At 35.1% G+C, this 16,125-nt stretch carries 17 protein-coding genes and 1 tRNA gene; 8 read left to right on the forward strand and 10 right to left on the reverse strand.

The window, feature by feature from the left end:
- Nucleotides 1–46: 46 nt before the first annotated feature.
- The 5 genes from ACHRV5_RS15555 to dnaA all read right to left on the reverse strand — a co-directional run bounded on the left by ACHRV5_RS15555 (nucleotide 47) and on the right by dnaA (nucleotide 4,405).
- Nucleotides 47–1,174 carry a methionine aminotransferase gene (locus ACHRV5_RS15555; RefSeq protein WP_047779199.1) on the reverse strand — a complete coding sequence of 376 codons (1,128 nt, stop codon included), beginning with the start codon at nucleotides 1,172–1,174 and terminating at the stop codon, nucleotides 47–49.
- Between the two features lie 65 nt (nucleotides 1,175–1,239).
- Nucleotides 1,240–1,689, reverse strand: a complete 450-nt coding sequence (locus tag ACHRV5_RS15560) for an energy transducer TonB (RefSeq protein WP_230003005.1) — start codon at nucleotides 1,687–1,689, stop codon at nucleotides 1,240–1,242.
- A 24-nt stretch (nucleotides 1,690–1,713) separates the two neighbouring features.
- Nucleotides 1,714–2,427 (reverse strand): SAM-dependent methyltransferase, encoded by a 714-nt coding sequence (locus tag ACHRV5_RS15565; RefSeq protein WP_395427358.1) that lies wholly within the window; start codon nucleotides 2,425–2,427, stop codon nucleotides 1,714–1,716.
- Between the two features lie 73 nt (nucleotides 2,428–2,500).
- Nucleotides 2,501–2,968 carry a low molecular weight protein-tyrosine-phosphatase gene (locus ACHRV5_RS15570; protein WP_047779197.1) on the reverse strand — a complete coding sequence of 156 codons (468 nt, stop codon included), beginning with the start codon at nucleotides 2,966–2,968 and terminating at the stop codon, nucleotides 2,501–2,503.
- 9 nt (nucleotides 2,969–2,977) lie between these two features.
- Nucleotides 2,978–4,405: a chromosomal replication initiator protein DnaA gene (dnaA, locus tag ACHRV5_RS15575; RefSeq protein ID WP_041517015.1), complete on the reverse strand. Its 1,428-nt coding sequence runs from the start codon at nucleotides 4,403–4,405 to the stop codon at nucleotides 2,978–2,980.
- Nucleotides 4,406–4,592: 187 nt separating this feature from the next.
- Here dnaA and ACHRV5_RS15580 point away from each other — a divergent pair, with 187 nt between their 5' ends.
- Nucleotides 4,593–4,997, forward strand: a complete 405-nt coding sequence (locus tag ACHRV5_RS15580) for an acyl-CoA thioesterase (RefSeq protein ID WP_395427359.1) — start codon at nucleotides 4,593–4,595, stop codon at nucleotides 4,995–4,997.
- Between the two features lie 31 nt (nucleotides 4,998–5,028).
- Here ACHRV5_RS15580 and ACHRV5_RS15585 read toward each other — a convergent pair whose 3' ends face one another.
- The 3 genes from ACHRV5_RS15585 to ribD are packed head-to-tail and all read right to left on the reverse strand — an operon-like array spanning nucleotide 5,029 to nucleotide 7,366.
- The gene (locus ACHRV5_RS15585) at nucleotides 5,029–5,661 is read right to left on the reverse strand and encodes an IMPACT family protein (RefSeq protein ID WP_395427360.1); all 633 of its coding nucleotides are present in this window, start codon (nucleotides 5,659–5,661) and stop codon (nucleotides 5,029–5,031) included.
- 60 nt (nucleotides 5,662–5,721) lie between these two features.
- A complete protein-coding gene (locus tag ACHRV5_RS15590; protein ID WP_395427361.1) occupies nucleotides 5,722–6,324 on the reverse strand; it encodes an HAD family hydrolase in 603 nt (200 codons plus the stop codon).
- A complete protein-coding gene (gene ribD, locus ACHRV5_RS15595; protein ID WP_395427362.1) occupies nucleotides 6,317–7,366 on the reverse strand; it encodes a bifunctional diaminohydroxyphosphoribosylaminopyrimidine deaminase/5-amino-6-(5-phosphoribosylamino)uracil reductase RibD in 1,050 nt (349 codons plus the stop codon). Before ribD ends, ACHRV5_RS15590 begins: the two co-directional genes overlap by 8 nt.
- A 95-nt stretch (nucleotides 7,367–7,461) precedes the next feature.
- Between ribD and ACHRV5_RS15600 the strand changes: the two genes are divergently transcribed.
- Both ACHRV5_RS15600 and prmC read left to right on the forward strand, forming a co-directional pair.
- Nucleotides 7,462–7,959, forward strand: a complete 498-nt coding sequence (locus ACHRV5_RS15600; RefSeq protein ID WP_047779192.1) for a GNAT family N-acetyltransferase — start codon at nucleotides 7,462–7,464, stop codon at nucleotides 7,957–7,959.
- A 76-nt stretch (nucleotides 7,960–8,035) separates the two neighbouring features.
- Nucleotides 8,036–8,890: a peptide chain release factor N(5)-glutamine methyltransferase gene (gene prmC / locus ACHRV5_RS15605; RefSeq protein ID WP_395427363.1), complete on the forward strand. Its 855-nt coding sequence runs from the start codon at nucleotides 8,036–8,038 to the stop codon at nucleotides 8,888–8,890.
- Nucleotides 8,891–8,972: 82 nt separating this feature from the next.
- Here prmC and ACHRV5_RS15610 read toward each other — a convergent pair whose 3' ends face one another.
- Nucleotides 8,973–10,217, reverse strand: a complete 1,245-nt coding sequence (locus ACHRV5_RS15610) for an ABC transporter permease (protein WP_395427364.1) — start codon at nucleotides 10,215–10,217, stop codon at nucleotides 8,973–8,975.
- Between the two features lie 202 nt (nucleotides 10,218–10,419).
- On the opposite strand from ACHRV5_RS15610, the gene hisS reads away from it, so the two are divergent.
- Nucleotides 10,420–11,847, forward strand: coding sequence for a histidine--tRNA ligase (gene hisS, locus ACHRV5_RS15615; RefSeq protein ID WP_395427365.1), 1,428 nt, complete (start codon nucleotides 10,420–10,422; stop codon nucleotides 11,845–11,847).
- Nucleotides 11,848–12,002: 155 nt separating this feature from the next.
- A tRNA-Trp gene (locus ACHRV5_RS15620) sits at nucleotides 12,003–12,073 on the forward strand.
- 322 nt (nucleotides 12,074–12,395) lie between these two features.
- On the opposite strand, the gene ACHRV5_RS15625 is transcribed toward ACHRV5_RS15620, so the two are convergent.
- Nucleotides 12,396–12,917, reverse strand: coding sequence for a hypothetical protein (locus ACHRV5_RS15625; RefSeq protein WP_395427366.1), 522 nt, complete (start codon nucleotides 12,915–12,917; stop codon nucleotides 12,396–12,398).
- Nucleotides 12,918–13,236: 319 nt separating this feature from the next.
- On the opposite strand from ACHRV5_RS15625, the gene ACHRV5_RS15630 reads away from it, so the two are divergent.
- The 3 genes from ACHRV5_RS15630 (at nucleotide 13,237) to ACHRV5_RS15640 (ending at nucleotide 16,104) form a co-directional block, all read left to right on the forward strand.
- The gene (locus ACHRV5_RS15630) at nucleotides 13,237–13,815 is read left to right on the forward strand and encodes a nucleotide exchange factor GrpE (protein WP_047779187.1); all 579 of its coding nucleotides are present in this window, start codon (nucleotides 13,237–13,239) and stop codon (nucleotides 13,813–13,815) included.
- 77 nt (nucleotides 13,816–13,892) lie between these two features.
- The gene (gene dnaJ / locus ACHRV5_RS15635; protein WP_047779186.1) at nucleotides 13,893–15,008 is read left to right on the forward strand and encodes a molecular chaperone DnaJ; all 1,116 of its coding nucleotides are present in this window, start codon (nucleotides 13,893–13,895) and stop codon (nucleotides 15,006–15,008) included.
- Between the two features lie 166 nt (nucleotides 15,009–15,174).
- A complete protein-coding gene (locus ACHRV5_RS15640; protein WP_395427367.1) occupies nucleotides 15,175–16,104 on the forward strand; it encodes an ABC transporter ATP-binding protein in 930 nt (309 codons plus the stop codon).
- Nucleotides 16,105–16,125 lie beyond the last annotated feature (21 nt).

A 16,125-nucleotide genomic window follows, 5' to 3' on the forward strand; every position in this document is an offset into this window, starting at 1 on the left:
ATATATAGTATGCGTGCATAATATTGTTATAAAATTTTGATAAACTTTATATATTACATAATTTTTTTGCAGCCGATTCTAAAGTAAAATCATCTTTGGCAAAACAAAAGCGTATTAATTTCTGGTCTTTATGATCGGAGTAGAAAGTCGATATCGGAATTGCTGCAACACCATGATCTGTAATGAGTTTCTTGCAGAAAGTAACATCATCTTCCTCTGAAATAGCGGCATAAGAAGCAACCTGAAAGTAAGTTCCCTCACAGGGCTTTAATTCAAATCGGCTATTCTGCAACAGTTTTTGAAAATAATCTCTTTTTTCCTGATAGAATTTCCCTAAAAGATTGACGTCGACAACTTCTAAATATTGACTTATGGCGGCTTGTGAAATACTATTGACACTGAAAACCAAAAACTGATGTACTTTTTTGATTTCTTTCATTAAATATTCCGGTGCTACGGTATAGCCAATTTTCCAACCCGTGATATGAAATGATTTTCCGAAAGAAGAAATCATTATACAACGATCTAGTAAAGCTTGTCGGGTATGTGCCGAAATGTGTTTTTCTTCGAAAGTGATGTATTCGTACACTTCGTCAGATAAAACAAGGAGATCGGGATATTTTGAAAGTATTTTTTCGAGTTCAAGAAAATCAGCTTCCTTCAGGATTTTTCCTGTTGGATTGTGCGGATTGTTGATGATGATCATCTTGCTTTTTGAAGAGCAGGATTTTTCTATTCGTTCCCAGTTTGGGGTGTAATCATCGTTTAGGGCAACTCTGATGGGTTTTGCGTTGCAAAGTAAAACAGGAGATTCATAAGAATCGTAACTCGGGTCCAGAATTAGTACTTCATCGCCGGTTTTTACTAAAGCCAAAATAGTGGTAAAAATTCCCTGAGTTGCACCAGCCGTAACCAAAATTTCGGTTTCAGGATCGATCGTTCTGTTGTAAGAACTCTTAACCAATTTAGCAATCTGACTCATTAACGGCGGATAACCTGCCATTGGAGTATATTGGTGTACATTTTCTTTGGTTAACTTCGCTAAAATGTCTGTTAATCTTTCGTCGACAGGGAAATTTGGGAATCCCTGCGAGAGATTAATGGCATTGTATTCTGCGGCCATTTTTGACATTACCGTAAAAATACTGGTGGTGATATTAGGTAATTTACTCATGAAAAAGTTTTGAGGTTAGAAACTTGTGAGTTAAATGTACGATAAGTAATAGTTTTTTGCTAAAATTATTTTGCAGGAATATTTATAGGAATTGGGAGTGAATAAAGCACTCTGACCAACTTATTGTTTTGTTTTCCGGGAATCCATTTTGGAGCATTTTTTAGAACACGAATAGCTTCGCGACCCGTTTCATGGCCCAAATCTCTTAGTACTTTAATGTCGCTTAAAGATCCGTCTTTTTCTATTATGAAGGTGACATAAATTCTTCCTTTAAGTGCCGGAGTTACATTTGGAATTTGGAAGTTTTGCTCCATGTAGGTATTAAAAACGGCTATTCCGCCAGGGAATTCCGGCTTTACCTCTATTCCTGCTGTACTGTAAATACTATTATCGTCATTTGGAACAGCTCCTTGTGGCGGTATTTTATTTGTAGGCTCGTCTATGGTAATAATTTCCGTTTGAGAAAAAACACTTTGAACAGTGCAAATCAGAATCAAAATTAGAAATTTCTTCATTTTATGGTGGTTTTTTTGGTTGGTTTACATTTTATGAATGATAAAAATAGTCGGTCGATTATGAAGGTCAACTTTAAGTTTCTTCCAATCTGAAATGCGCATTGTTTTAATGAATTCTGTTGGTAAGGTAATATCAGTTGCAATACAAAGATGCGTTGCAGGGTTTAAGATCTGCAAAATATCCTCGACCAATTTGTTATTTCGGTACGGTGTTTCGATAAAAAGCTGCGATTGATTTTTATCCTGAGATAATTTTTCAAAGTACTTTAATGCTGATTTTTTTTCGTCTTTATCAATAGGTAAATAACCGTTGAAAGTAAAACTCTGTCCGTTCATTCCTGAAGCCATCATAGCCAATAAAATAGAAGAAGGTCCTACTAAAGGAACAACCTGGATTCCTTTTTCATGTGCTAATTTTACAATTACAGCACCGGGATCAGCAACACCGGGACATCCGGCTTCGCTCATTAAACCCATGTTTTTTCCTTCTAGCAAAGGTTTTATAAAGTCTAAATGTTCGTTTGGCTCCGTACGTTTGTTTAAGGTAAAAAGAACCAATTCGGATTGTTTCTTTTCGGGATAAACTGCTTTTATGGATTTTCGGGCTGTTTTGTCGTTTTCGACTATGTAGTGGTCTATAAGCTCGATACTTCTTTTTACTGTTTGCGGTAAAACGTCCATCGGATCGCTTTCGCCCATAGTGGTTGGAATTAAATATAGTTTTCCTAGAAGTTTCATGTGCGTTTTTTTAAATTTATAAAACGAATTAGCTCTCAATTGTCATTTTACAAACGAATTGAAAGGAGGTAAGTTATGAATATTTTTCGATAAGTTTTTGGGCAATGATGTCCGTAACTTCATCCAGCATTTCGTAAACATTGTCAAAACCATTAGAGACGCCAAAGTAAGGGTCAGGGACATCTACATTTTCGTCAGGAAATAACTCGTTCAGAATAAGTTGTACTTTGTTTTTGTGTTCGGCTGTTTTTGCAAGAAGTAGTACATCATCGTAATTGGAAATATCCATTACGTAGATATAGTCAAATTCATCAAAGTCAGAAGTTTTAAATTGTCTTCCTTTTTGATGATTGATATCGATGCCATTTTTTTTGGCAACAGCAATCGAACGTTTATCGGGTGAATGACCTACATGCCAGGAACCGGTTCCTGCAGAATCTACCAGAAATGTATTTTGGGGTAATTTGGAAGCTAAAATTCCTTCAGCTAAAGGAGATCTGCAAATATTTCCCAAACAAACCATTAGAATCTTTACTGGCATGATGCGCGTTTATAGCGTTAGTTTTTTGTTGATATCTTCGACAAATTTCTTGAATTGTTTGTCTGTAGAAACTAAATTGTCAACCGTTTTACAGGCGTGCAATACTGTAGCGTGATCGCGATCTCCAATTTGTGAACCAATGTTTGCTAAAGAAGCTTTGGTAAATTTCTTTGCAAAAAACATGGCCAATTGTCTTGCTTGCACGACATGCCTCTTTCTGGTTTTAGATTGAAGTGTTTCAATGTCTAATTGGAAATAATCAGAGACAATTTTTTGAATATAATCAATTGAAATTTCTCTTTTTACGTTCTTAACAAATTTCTCTACTACACTTTTAGCCAACTCAATTGTTACTTCTTTTTTGTTGAAAGAAGATTGAGCGATTAACGAAATAATAGCACCTTCTAATTCTCTAACGTTAGATTTGATATTGCGGGCAACATATTCAATAATGTCTTCCGGCATTTCAACACCGTCACGGTATAAGATATTTTTTAAGATCGAAATACGGGTTTCGTAGTCCGGTTGGTGCAATTCTGCAGATAATCCCCATTTAAAACGGGATAATAAACGCTGCTCAATATCCTGCATATCAACAGGCGCTTTGTCAGAGGTTAAAATTACCTGTTTTCCGTTTTGATGTAAGTAGTTAAAAATATGGAAGAAAACGTCCTGAGTTCCCGATTTTCCGGATAAAAACTGAACGTCATCAATAATTAAAACATCGATCAATTGGTAAAAGTGAATAAAATCGTTACGATTGTTTTTCTTTACCGAGTCAATATATTGTTGTGTGAAAATTTCGGCAGAAATATATAAAACCGTTTTTTCTGGATATTTGTCTTTTACTTCTACACCTATCGCATGCGCTAAGTGCGTTTTTCCTAAACCAACACCACCAAAGATTAATAGCGGGTTAAAGGAAGTTCCCCCAGGTTTGTTGGCAACAGCCATACCTGCGGAACGAGCCAAACGATTCGAATCCCCTTCAAGAAAATTGTCAAAACTGTAGTTGGCATTTAATTGCGATTCAATTTTTAAATTTCTGATTCCGGGAATTACAAATGGATTTTTAAGTTCCGGATTTAAGTTTTTAAACGGAGCATCAACCTCTTGCGGTTTCATGGGCACTCTGTTGGCACTTGGCAGCTGTTCAGTAAACGGCTGTTTATTACCATAAGTGTTTTCCATTTTAATTTTATACAGTAACTTTGCGTTTTTTCCTAGTTCTTTGGTAAGCGCAACTTTCAATAATTTAACGTAATGTTCTTCTAGCCATTCGTAGAAAAATTTACTCGGTACTTGAATGTATAATGCATTGTCGGTTAGCTCAACTGATTTGATTGGCTCAAACCAAGTTTTGTACGCCTGGTCTTGAATATTGTCTTTTATAAAAGACAAACAGTTTTCCCATACCGATTGAGCAGTTTTAGTCATATATTCGAATAAATTTTTATATTATTGATAAAGATTCTCCTAATAAAAAAGGAGCAATTTTATTCCGTATTTCGGGATAACAAATATGTGAACAAATTTCTTTAAAAAAAAATAATTTGAAGTCTAATTTTATAAAAAAATGTTGTAAGGGGGCTTTTAGGAACTAAAATTTTTTAATCTATAAATAATGAAAAATCATCAAACTCAAGTACGAGTTCGTTACTCTGAAACCGACCAAATGGGGGTCGTTTACCACGGAAATTATGTTCCTTATTTTGAGATAGGACGCGTGGAATGGCTTAGAGATAAAGGGGTTTCGTATAAAAGCATGGAAGAAAGCGGTATTGGATTGCCGATTGTTTCGATGCAAATAAATTATAAAAAATCGGCACGCTATGATGAGCTGTTAACCATCCATACCAAGTTCAAAAGTCAATCCTCTGTAAAGATCGAATTCGATTGCGAGATCTACAATGAAGCAAATGAGTTATTAACAACTGCAGTGTTTATTTTGGTATTTATTTCGTTAAAAACAGGTCGCCCGACAGCTCCTCCAAAATACATTTTAGAGTTGTTTGAAACTCTGGTATAATTGTTAAAATGAGGGGTATTTTTATTAGAATTTATAAAGTTTTAATATCGATTTCAAACATTAAATCAAAAATGTCGAATATTATTTCGGCATTTTTTTTTCTCGTTTTGGTCTCAATTTTGCCAATTGGCAGTCCCGAATCTTCATCCATTTCCATTTCCTGAGAAACGATATCCAGTTTTTTTTCTTTGATAACCCGCATCACTTTATTCATGTTTTTGTAATCAAAAGAGATTAAAAAATGCACGTCGATCGTTTTTTCGATGATCTCACAACTTTCAAGTGTCATTTGGGCTGTTGTTCTATAAGCAGCAATCAATCCGCCGACTCCCAGTTTGACACCGCCAAAAATTCGAACTACGACTATAAGAACGTTTGTTACACCAAAAGATTGTATTTGTCCGTATATAGGTGCGCCGGCTGTATTGCTCGGCTCTCCGTCGTCATTGGCGCGATAGCTAATGTTGGGCGCGGTACCTAATTGATAGGCGTAACAAAAATGAACCGCATGAGGATGTTGTTTTTTTAAAGTCTCAATGATGGGTTTTACTTCTTCTTCGTTTTCGATAGGGAAAGCATAACCAAAGAATTTGCTGCCTTTTTCTTTTAATAAAATCTCTTCTGATTCAAAGGCAATGGTTTGATAGGTGTCGTTGTAGTCCAAGAGTTAGTAGTGAGAAGTTAAAAGTGAGAAGTTAAAAGTGAGAGGTGAAATGTAAAAAAATTAAAGTATGTTTTTTTCAAACAAATCAACTACGTCTTCCTGTCCAACTTGTAAATTCCATATATTAAAGCCCAAAGAAGCAGCACCGTCTGTGTTTTCTTTTTTGTCGTCTATAAATAAGGTGCGTTTGGGAGACAGCTCGTGTTTGTTGATCAGGTATTGAAAAACATCTGCATTGGGTTTGCGCATTCCAATTTCAAATGAAAAATAAACTTTTTCAAAACATTGATAGAAATCGCTGTAAAAGGAAATGCCGCTTTTGTTTTCGAAAGTTTCAATATGAATAGAATCGGTATTGCTCAATAAAAACAAACGGTATCTGTTGGAAAGCATCTGCAGAAACTCTAAACGATACAAAGGGAAATCTGCCAAAATAGCATTCCATGCCTCAAGAATTTCTTCTTTTGATGCGTTTGGAAGTTCTTTTTGAAAACCACCAATAAATTCCTCGGGTGAAATATCACCGGTTTCAAACAACAGGTTTAAACGATCCAATTCAGAACTCCATTCTGTCATGCCTAATTGCTGCAATTTAGAAATGGTAGCTTGTTTATCTAAATTGATAAAAATGTCTCCGAAGTCAAAAATTATAGTATCAATCATGATTTCTAATGTGTATTAATTCATCAGTTATAAGGTGCGTTGTAGCTGTTTTATTTCGTGTTATTGTCGGTGCCTTTATTCCTTTTTCGAAAGTAGATTTTCCGATAAAAATACAAGCTTCGTCCCAGATATTCTGATCAATAAAAGTTTGTAACGTCTGTAGTCCACCTTCAATTATAATAGATTGTATCTGGTTTTGATACAAAATCGTTAAGAGTTGTGGTATTATATTTTGATTAAAATCAATTACTTCAAAGGTAGTGTTTTCTTTTTCGCTGGCAATTTTTGAGCCTGTTAATACGATCGTTTTAACACTATCGTCGAAAATAAAACTGTCTTTTTCGATTCGATTGTGCTGATCTAAAACAACTCTTGTCGGATTATTTCCGCTCCAGTCCCGAACGTTTAATTTTGGATTATCATCTACCACAGTTTGTGTTCCCACAAGGATAGCTTGTTCTTCACTGCGCCATTTGTGAACCAATTGTCTCGAATAAGCATTGGTGATCCAAACAGGTTTTCTGCTTGGGTTGTTTTCTTTTTCTGGTGCCAAAAAGCCATCCTGACTTTCTGCCCATTTCAGAATAATATAAGGTCTTTGCTTTTGGTGAAAAGTAAAAAAACGTTTGTTGAGTTCATTGCATTCGTCTTCTAAAACGCCTACAATAACAGTAGCGCCCGATTCGATTATTTTTTTGATTCCTCTTCCGGCGACTTTTTCATTTGGATCGACAGTGCCTACTACTACATTTGGAATTTTATGTTCTATAATTAAATCGCAGCAGGGTGGTGTTTTACCAAAATGACTACAAGGTTCCAAGCTTACATAAATGGTAGCTTTTTTTAATAACGATTTGTCTTTTACGGATCGAATCGCATTTACTTCTGCATGCGGTTCTCCTGCTTTTTTGTGCCAGCCTTCACCAATAATCCGGTCTTGGTAAACAATCACGCTTCCTACCATTGGGTTCGGATAAGTCGTTCCCAGACCATTTTTGGCCAATTCGATGCAACGTTTGATATATTTCTCCTGTATATTCACACTACAAAAGTAGTTATTTTTCAGTTTACGATTTCGTTAAGAAAACTATCGGAAAACTATTTTTACTTTTGTAATTATAAGCTGAATAAAGTAAAATGGAAAATTGGAGTATTAGAATAATTCAAAAACAAGACAATCAAGAAGTTGCAAAATTAATACGATCCGTTTTTGATGAAATGGAAATTCCAAAAGTTGGAACTGCTTATGAGGATCCTTATTTAGATTTGATGTTTGAAGAATATCAAAAACCAAAATCGGCTTATTTTGTAGTTGAATCTGAGGGTAAAGTTTTGGGTTGTGCCGGAATTGCGCCTTTAGAGAATGGGGATTCTAAAATTTGCGAATTACAAAAAATGTACTTTTTGCCTGAAACAAGAGGTTTGGGAATTGGCAGCGAAATGATGGAGATGTGTTTGCAACAAGCACGGGATTTTGGTTTTGAAAAATGTTATATCGAAACAATGCCTTTTATGCATGCGGCCCAAAAATTATATAAAAAAGCGGGTTTTGAGTATCTCGATGCTCCGATGGGAAATACTGGGCACAGTTCTTGCCCTGTTTGGATGTTGAAAGATTTACGAAGCGAATTGTAACATATTTTACTTTTCATTACTTATTATCCTGAAATGCTGCCGGTTTTAATCGAAAATTAATGCTCAAATACCCAAAATGAAAATCAAACAATACCGTACCCAATTTATACAAGAGCTGTCATCTTTTTATGATGCTTATGAAGCAGAAAGTTTTTTCTATTTAATTTTAGAAAACAAACATAAACTACGACAAATTGATTTGGCTTTAAATCATGAATTGGTTTTTAATCCATCTGATTTTGCGTTTTGGGATGTCATTTTGCAGGAGTTAAAAAAAGAAGTTCCGATTCAGTATTTACTAGGGAAAACGAATTTTTACGGTTTGGATTTTGAAGTCAATGAGAATGTTCTGATTCCGAGACCGGAAACCGAAGAGCTGGTAGAATGGATTGTAAAAGAAAACGCAAAAACGGATAAAACTAAGACTTTAAAAATTTTAGATATCGGTACAGGAAGCGGCTGCATCGCGGTTTCATTGGCTAAGAATTTACCAAACGCAAAGGTTTATGCCATTGATGTGTCGAAAAAAGCATTGGAGACAGCGAAACGAAATGCGATAAATAATAAAGTAGAAGTTACTTTTTTACTAAATGATGTGCTGGAATTAGAGGAGCTGCCTTATGATTTTGATATCATAGTTTCGAATCCGCCTTATGTTCGCCATCTGGAAAAAGAAGAAATCAAAAAAAATGTATTGGACTATGAGCCGCATTTAGCGCTTTTTGTCGAAGATCATGATGCCTTGATTTTTTACAAAAAAATTGCTACTCTGGCTCAGGATAATCTATTCAAAAATGGACAGTTGTATTTTGAAATTAATCAATACCTGGGCAAGGAAATGATTGATTTACTTGAAGAAATGGAATTTAAAAACATCGAATTACGTAAGGATATTTATGATAATGACAGGATGTTGAGAGGTTCTTTTTAGTCTCAGTCTCAGTTTTCAGTCTCAGTCTCAGTTTTCGATCTCAGTTTTACTGTAAACTGCGACTGCGACTGAAAACTAAGAACTATTCGTATCTCAAAGCTTCGATAGGATCTAGTTTAGAAGCTTTTATAGCAGGGTACAAACCAGAGGCCAATGCAACAAGGAAACTGGTTATAAAAGCGGCAATAATCGCTACCCACGGAATAACAAAAACAAAATCCATGGCGGTGGCGATACCATAACCCAACAGTATTCCCCATATAATCCCAACTAAACCGCCAATTTGTCCAATCAATAAAGTTTCGATAAAAAACTGAACGGCAATCGTTGATTTTTTTGCTCCCAATGCTTTTCGAACCCCGATTTCTCGAGTACGTTCCGTAACCGAGACAATCATGATGTTCATTAAGGCAATTGAAGAACCTAATATGGTGATGACACTTATAATCACGGAAGCCCAGCGCAAGTAGACCGTAATACTTAAAATTCGGTTGATTAAGTCGTCACTTCGGCCGATACCAAAATTGGAATCGCGAACGGGACTTAATTTTCGTACTCTTCGCATCGTACTGGTGGCATTATCAACAGCCTCGTCCAAAAATTCTTTCTTTGAAACCATGGCGCTTATGGTGTAATTAATGTTAGGAGCGGTAAATAAGGAACGTGCCACCTGAATTGGGATTAAAACCCTTAAATCCTGACTGTTCCCAAACGTTGATCCTTTTTCTTTTAAAACGCCGATAACTTTAAATCGGGCACCTCGTATTGAGATTATTTTATCAATTGGATTCACATCTTTTAAAAGCCCTTTCTCAAAATCGGATCCTACAACACAAGAATAGGTATTGTTGTCAATGTCAAACTGATTAAAACTACGACCTGAACTTACCTCTAAACCTGAGTTGGTTATAAAGTGTTCGTCGACACCAAGGATTGTAATTTCCGGATCGGTTTTTTGGTCTAAGTATTTTACTTCCGCTTTTGAAGTCGCTGTAAACGAAAGCGAAGTCTCGGTAAAAGGATATTTGTATTTGTTTTTAAAAGCGACTGCTTCCGGGTAAGAGATGATCGGATTTACGATTTCACGCTCATTCCCACCTCTGTTTTTAAGATTATTCTCGTACTGATTAATGTTGAAAGTATTAGCGCCCATAGACGCAAAATTGGTAGAAATGGTATTTTCTAATGCCGTTACAACGGTAAGAATTCCAACCAAAGCCGTAATTCCAATAGCAATAATTAATACGGTAAGAATAGTACGGAGTAATTGTGTTTTGATAGAACCAAACGCAATTCGAATATTTTCTCTGAATAATTTTAGCATCATGACCAATTTGTCACGAAAATACGTTTTTTGTTACAAGTTTGTTTTCGATCGGGCATTATTTATTTTAAAAAATAAGATATTTGCAAACGATTTAAGACTTGAATAAAATTCTAAAATCAGGAATAAATTAACTTAAAGATTTTTAATTTATAGGTTTCAAAGAAAATCTAAAATCTAGAATCGACAATCTAAAATATTAAAGATGGCTTCTAAACCAAGTATACCAAAAGGAACGAGAGATTTTTCACCTGCAGAGGTGTCAAAACGTCAATATATTATTCAAACCATAAAAAGTAATTTTGAGAAATTTGGTTTTCAGCCTATTGAAACACCTTCGTTTGAAAATTCTGAAACCTTAATGGGGAAATATGGAGAAGAAGGAGATCGTTTGATTTTTAAGATATTGAATTCAGGTAATTTTTTCTACAATAAAAAGAACAAAATCGAATTGCCGGAAGCGATAGCAGAGTTGCAAATAAATTCTGCTGAAACAATTGATACGAATCAAAGAATTCAGTTGAATAAATTTACCGGAACGATTTCAGAAAAAGCATTGCGTTACGATTTAACCGTTCCGTTTGCCAGATACGTGGTACAACACCAAAACGAAATTGAATTCCCTTTCAAAAGATATCAAATTCAACCGGTTTGGAGAGCAGATAATCCACAAAAAGGGCGTTTCAGGGAGTTTTTCCAATGTGATGCCGATGTTGTAGGTTCAAAATCATTGTGGCAGGAAGTAGAATTGGTTCAATTGTATGATACTGTTTTTACAGCTTTAGGTTTAGAAGGTGTAACCATTAAAATCAATAACAGAAAAATTTTATCCGGAATTGCAGAAGTAATCGGTGCTTCGGATAAATTGATTGATTTTACGGTTGCCTTGGATAAATTGGATAAAATCGGTGAAGAAGGTGTAAAAAAAGAAATGATCGAAAAAGGAATTTCTGAAGAAGCTTTAGTTAAAGTACAACCGCTTTTTGGTTTTACAGGAACTTTTGCAGATAAAATCGCTCAGCTTTCTAGTTTATTGACTTCGTCTGAGGAAGGGATGAAAGGAGTAGAAGAGTTGCGTTTTATTTGTGATAATGTAGCTACTTTAGGTTTGTCAACAGCAACCTTAGATCTTGATGTGACTTTAGCGCGTGGTTTGAATTATTATACAGGAGCGATTTTTGAAGTAGCAGCGCCAAAAACAGTTGCGATGGGTTCTATCGGTGGTGGTGGAAGATACGATGACTTAACGGGTATTTTTGGTTTGAAAAATATGAGTGGAGTTGGAATCTCTTTTGGATTAGACCGAATTTATCTGGTTCTCGAAGAGCTTCAGTTGTTTCCTGAAACCGTTGCAGCAACTACCAAAGCGATATTCATAAATTATGGAGATACAGAGGCGTTATATGCTTCACAAGCTATTCAGAAATTAAGAAAAGAAAATATAAAGGTGGAACTTTATCCTGATAATGTAAAAGTGGGTAAACAATTTCAATACGCAGATAAACGATTAATTCCTTTTGCCGTAATCGCAGGCGAGCAGGAAATAGCTTCCAATTCTTATTCGCTTAAAAATTTAGTAAGTGGTGAACAAATTTCTGTTGATTTCGAAGGATTGAAAGAAGCATTGCTTTAAGGAATAATTTGGTAAGGTTTTGTGTCACATGACTTTAGCGAATTTTAGTGGATTTGGATTAATTTTTAATTAAAAAAATCAGCTAAAATCTTTCTAAAACTGCCTAAAATAATTGCAGGAACAGAAAAAAACCTTTTAATTTGCGGCACTAAGTTACGGGCGTAGTTCAAGGGTAGAATAGCGGTCTCCAAAACCGTTGATGGGGGTTCGAATCCCTCCGCCCGTGCAATAAAACCATATTCAACATAAAATAGTTATTGATTATTTTTTGAGAGGTTTTCGAAAGAAAAAAGTATAAAAAAAGCTTCGTCTGAATGTAGACGAAGCTTTTTTTTAATATAAGGTAAACTTGAATTAATAATTATTTATAAAGCCGAGGCTAAACCCTTAAATTCAATTTTAATTTGGTAATACTTTTGTATTTGTTTGATGCTCAAATATACCATATACTAAAACGTAATAGTCTTAAAATTATACTAAATTTTTAAAGTGAAAAACGAACGATTGACTACTTTTTTTAAAGTGCAATTAATTGTTTTTGAAGGTAATCAATTCTGTTGGGTGCGCAAAAGCATTTTGGTCAGGTTGGATTTGCAGGAGTGTTTGTAAATTATGGTAAAGTCACCAAATTCGATATTTTTTAATTCCTCGTCAATTACTTTTTTTGCAAGATTATAATCGGTAACGATACACCCAATTTCTAAGCTATCACATTTGGTAGCAATGCTGTTGCAATGACCAAGACTTCTTAATTCGAGTATATGACTGATTCGTTCTTCAAGATTGTATCGTTTTTCTAAGTCGTTTTCTTTCTCGAAAGTTTGATTTTTATATGCAATCTCCAGATATAGAAATTGCTTTTCATCAAGCTCTGTATATCCTTCTTTTCGTTTTGCGTTAATTCTGTTTTTAAGCGTTCTTGGCAAATTGATAAAAATACCGCTTTTAATTTCTTTGTATTGCCCCAATTTCCCAACAATACCCCAATAGACGATGGCTGTTTTTTCATCCACTTGCCAGATCTCCCAATAATGGAGTTGGTTTTGGATTGTTTTATAAAGTTTAATCATTTTATTTTAGTATTACGTTACGATATAAAAGTTTTGCAAAATCAGATTTGTTTACGTTATAGTATATTGCAAATATAGTAATATTCTTACTTTTTATTTGTTTTTTTAGCAGTTTAACAAGTCAGGAGGTGAGTTATAAATTACTTGGTTGTTAATTTGTTGATATGTAGTTGTTTGTAGCTGTATGTTGCCCTTTGTTTTTGTGAATGTATTTTGAGGACTACTTCTTTGAGGGACTGCTACTATTCTTGACAAAGTGACAATTTGACATTTTAGAAGATTTGGCAGTACTTTTGCAGTCCAACAGAAAGAATAAAAAATGAAGTTTAAAAATATTTTTAAAAATAATAGTAATATGACTACGGAAAATACAGAATTCGATCAGGAATTAGATGATGTAACGTTAGAGAACAATGCCAACGGTGAGCAGTTAATTGTTGAAGAATTAAGTGTTGAAGAGCAATTAGCTCAAGACTTGGCAAAAGAAAAAGATAAGTTTCTGAGATTATTTGCCGAATTCGAAAATTACAAAAGAAGAACTTCAAAAGAGCGTATCGATTTATTTAAATCGGCAAATCAAGAGGTTTTGTTAGCAATGCTTCCTGTTTTAGATGATTTTGACAGAGCAATTGTAGAAATTAACAAATCTGAAGATGAAACTTTGACAAAAGGAGTGGAGTTAATTCATGAAAAACTAAAAAGCACTTTAGTAGGTAAAGGTTTAGAGCAGGTTGAAGTTAGAGCAGGTGATGCTTTTGATGCCGATTTTGCTGAAGCAATTACTCAAATTCCTGCACCTTCTGATAAAATGAAGGGTAAAATTGTTGATGTTATAGAAAAAGGATACAAATTAGGAGACAAAATTATCCGTTTCCCTAAAGTAGTTATCGGTAACTAAAATGCAAATAAAATTCTGAAAGTCAATTTTTTAAGCATTGGGATTTAGAGTTTAAGATTTGGAATTTAACTTAGATTATGAAAAAAGATTTTTACGAAATACTTGGCATTTCAAAAGGTGCCGATGCTGCTGAAATTAAAAAAGCGTACCGAAAAAGTGCACTAAAATACCACCCGGATAAAAACCCGGGCGACAAAGAGGCAGAAGAAAACTTCAAATTGGCAGCAGAAGCTTATGAAGTTTTAAGTGATCCGAGCAAAAAAGCGAAATACGATCAATACGGACACCAGGCATTTGATGGTTCCGGCGGATTTGGCGGTGGTGGCCATGGCGGGATGAATATGGATGACATTTTCAGTCAGTTTGGTGATATTTTTGGTGGCGGATTTGGTGGATTCGGTGGTGGCGGAGGCGGAGGCCCTCGTCGCTCAAAAGGAAGTAATCTTAGAATTAAAGTTAAATTGACTTTAGAAGAGATTGCCAATGGAGTAGAGAAAAAAGTAAAAGTAAAACGTAAAGTTCAAGCCAAAGGAGCTACCTACAAAACCTGTACGACTTGTAACGGTCAAGGTCAGGTGATGCGTGTTACCAACACTATTTTAGGAAGAATGCAATCAGCATCTACTTGTCCTGCTTGTGGTGGTTCCGGACAAATTTTAGATAAAAAACCTTCTGAAGCAGATTCTCAAGGAATGGTTTTGGAAGACGAAACCGTATCAATCAAAATTCCAGCCGGTGTTGTTGACGGGATGCAGCTTAAAGTTTCCGGAAAAGGAAATGATGCTCCGGGAAATAGTATTCCTGGTGATTTGATTGTTGCTATCGAAGAGTTAGAACACGAGTTTTTGAAACGCGAAGGAGAGAATATTCATTTTGATTTATATATCAGTTTTCCGGAAGCCGTTTTAGGAATTTCTAAGGATATCGAAGCTATCAACGGAAAAGTTCGTATCAAATTAGAAGAAGGTATTCAATCCGGAAAAATCTTAAGATTAAAAGGAAAAGGAATTCCAAGTATAAATGGTTACGGAAGCGGAGATTTGTTAGTGCACGTTAATGTTTGGACACCAAAAACGTTAAATAAAGAGCAAAAACAATTTTTTGAAAATGCGTTAAACGACGATCATTTTATTCCAAGTCCTGAAAAGTCAGAAAAATCATTTTTTGAGAAAGTGAAAGATATGTTTTCATAGCGCAAACTCTTTTTAAAAAATTGAAATAAATACTAAAACCCATTCTAATAGAAACATTAGGATGGGTTTTTTGCGTATTGTAACGCAGATTCGCTTCGAATTATTTACTTTTACAACCCCGTGATAGCACAATGATCAAACTGACGCAGAAAATTCTAATAACAGCATGAGCAACTTACTCGAAGTACATAAAGTCGTAAAACAATACGGTGATTATGTAGCGCTTAACGAAGTTTCATTAAATGTACCAAAAGGTAGTATTTATGGACTATTAGGTCCCAATGGAGCCGGAAAAACATCTCTAATTCGTATTATAAACCAGATTACTTTGCCCGATAGCGGTGAAATAATTCTGGACGGAGAGAAATTACAACCCAAACATGTACAAACAATAGGGTATTTACCCGAAGAAAGAGGTTTGTATACTTCAATGAAAGTAGGCGAGCAATGTTTGTATCTGGCACAAATGAAAGGTCTTTCTAAGGCCGAAGCCAAACAACAGTTAGAATACTGGTTTGACCGTCTGGGAATTCAAGGTTGGTGGAACAAGAAAATTCAGGAACTTTCTAAAGGAATGGCACAGAAAATACAGTTTGTAGTTTGTGTCTTGCATAAGCCTAAATTACTGATTTTTGATGAACCTTTTTCAGGTTTTGACCCTGTAAACGCCAATGTCATAAAAGATGAAATTTTGGCATTAAAAGAGCAAGGCGCAACAATTATTTTCTCTACGCATCGTATGGAAAGTGTAGAAGAACTTTGCGACCATATTGCGCTGATTCATAAATCAAATAAATTAATCGAAGGAAAGGTTAGCGATGTAAAACGCCAGTTTAGAACCAATAGTTTTGAAGTGGGTATCCTGAGCGATAATGTAGAAGGTCTGATGTATGATATTACACAGAAGTTTACCGTTGCCCCGGCGCAATTTAAATCCTTAAATGAAGATCTGAAGTTAGAGATCCAAATCGGAAATGCGACTCCAAACGAACTATTGCATCTTTTGACACAGCGTGGACAAGTCACCCATTTTGTAGAAAAGATTCCAAGTATCAATGATATTTTTATTAAAACCGTAACGGAAAACAAAAACTAGATTTTGGATTTTAGATTTTAG

It is taken from the genome of Flavobacterium sp. FlaQc-52 (genome assembly GCF_044007495.1).
GTDB lineage: Bacteria > Bacteroidota > Bacteroidia > Flavobacteriales > Flavobacteriaceae > Flavobacterium > Flavobacterium cupriresistens.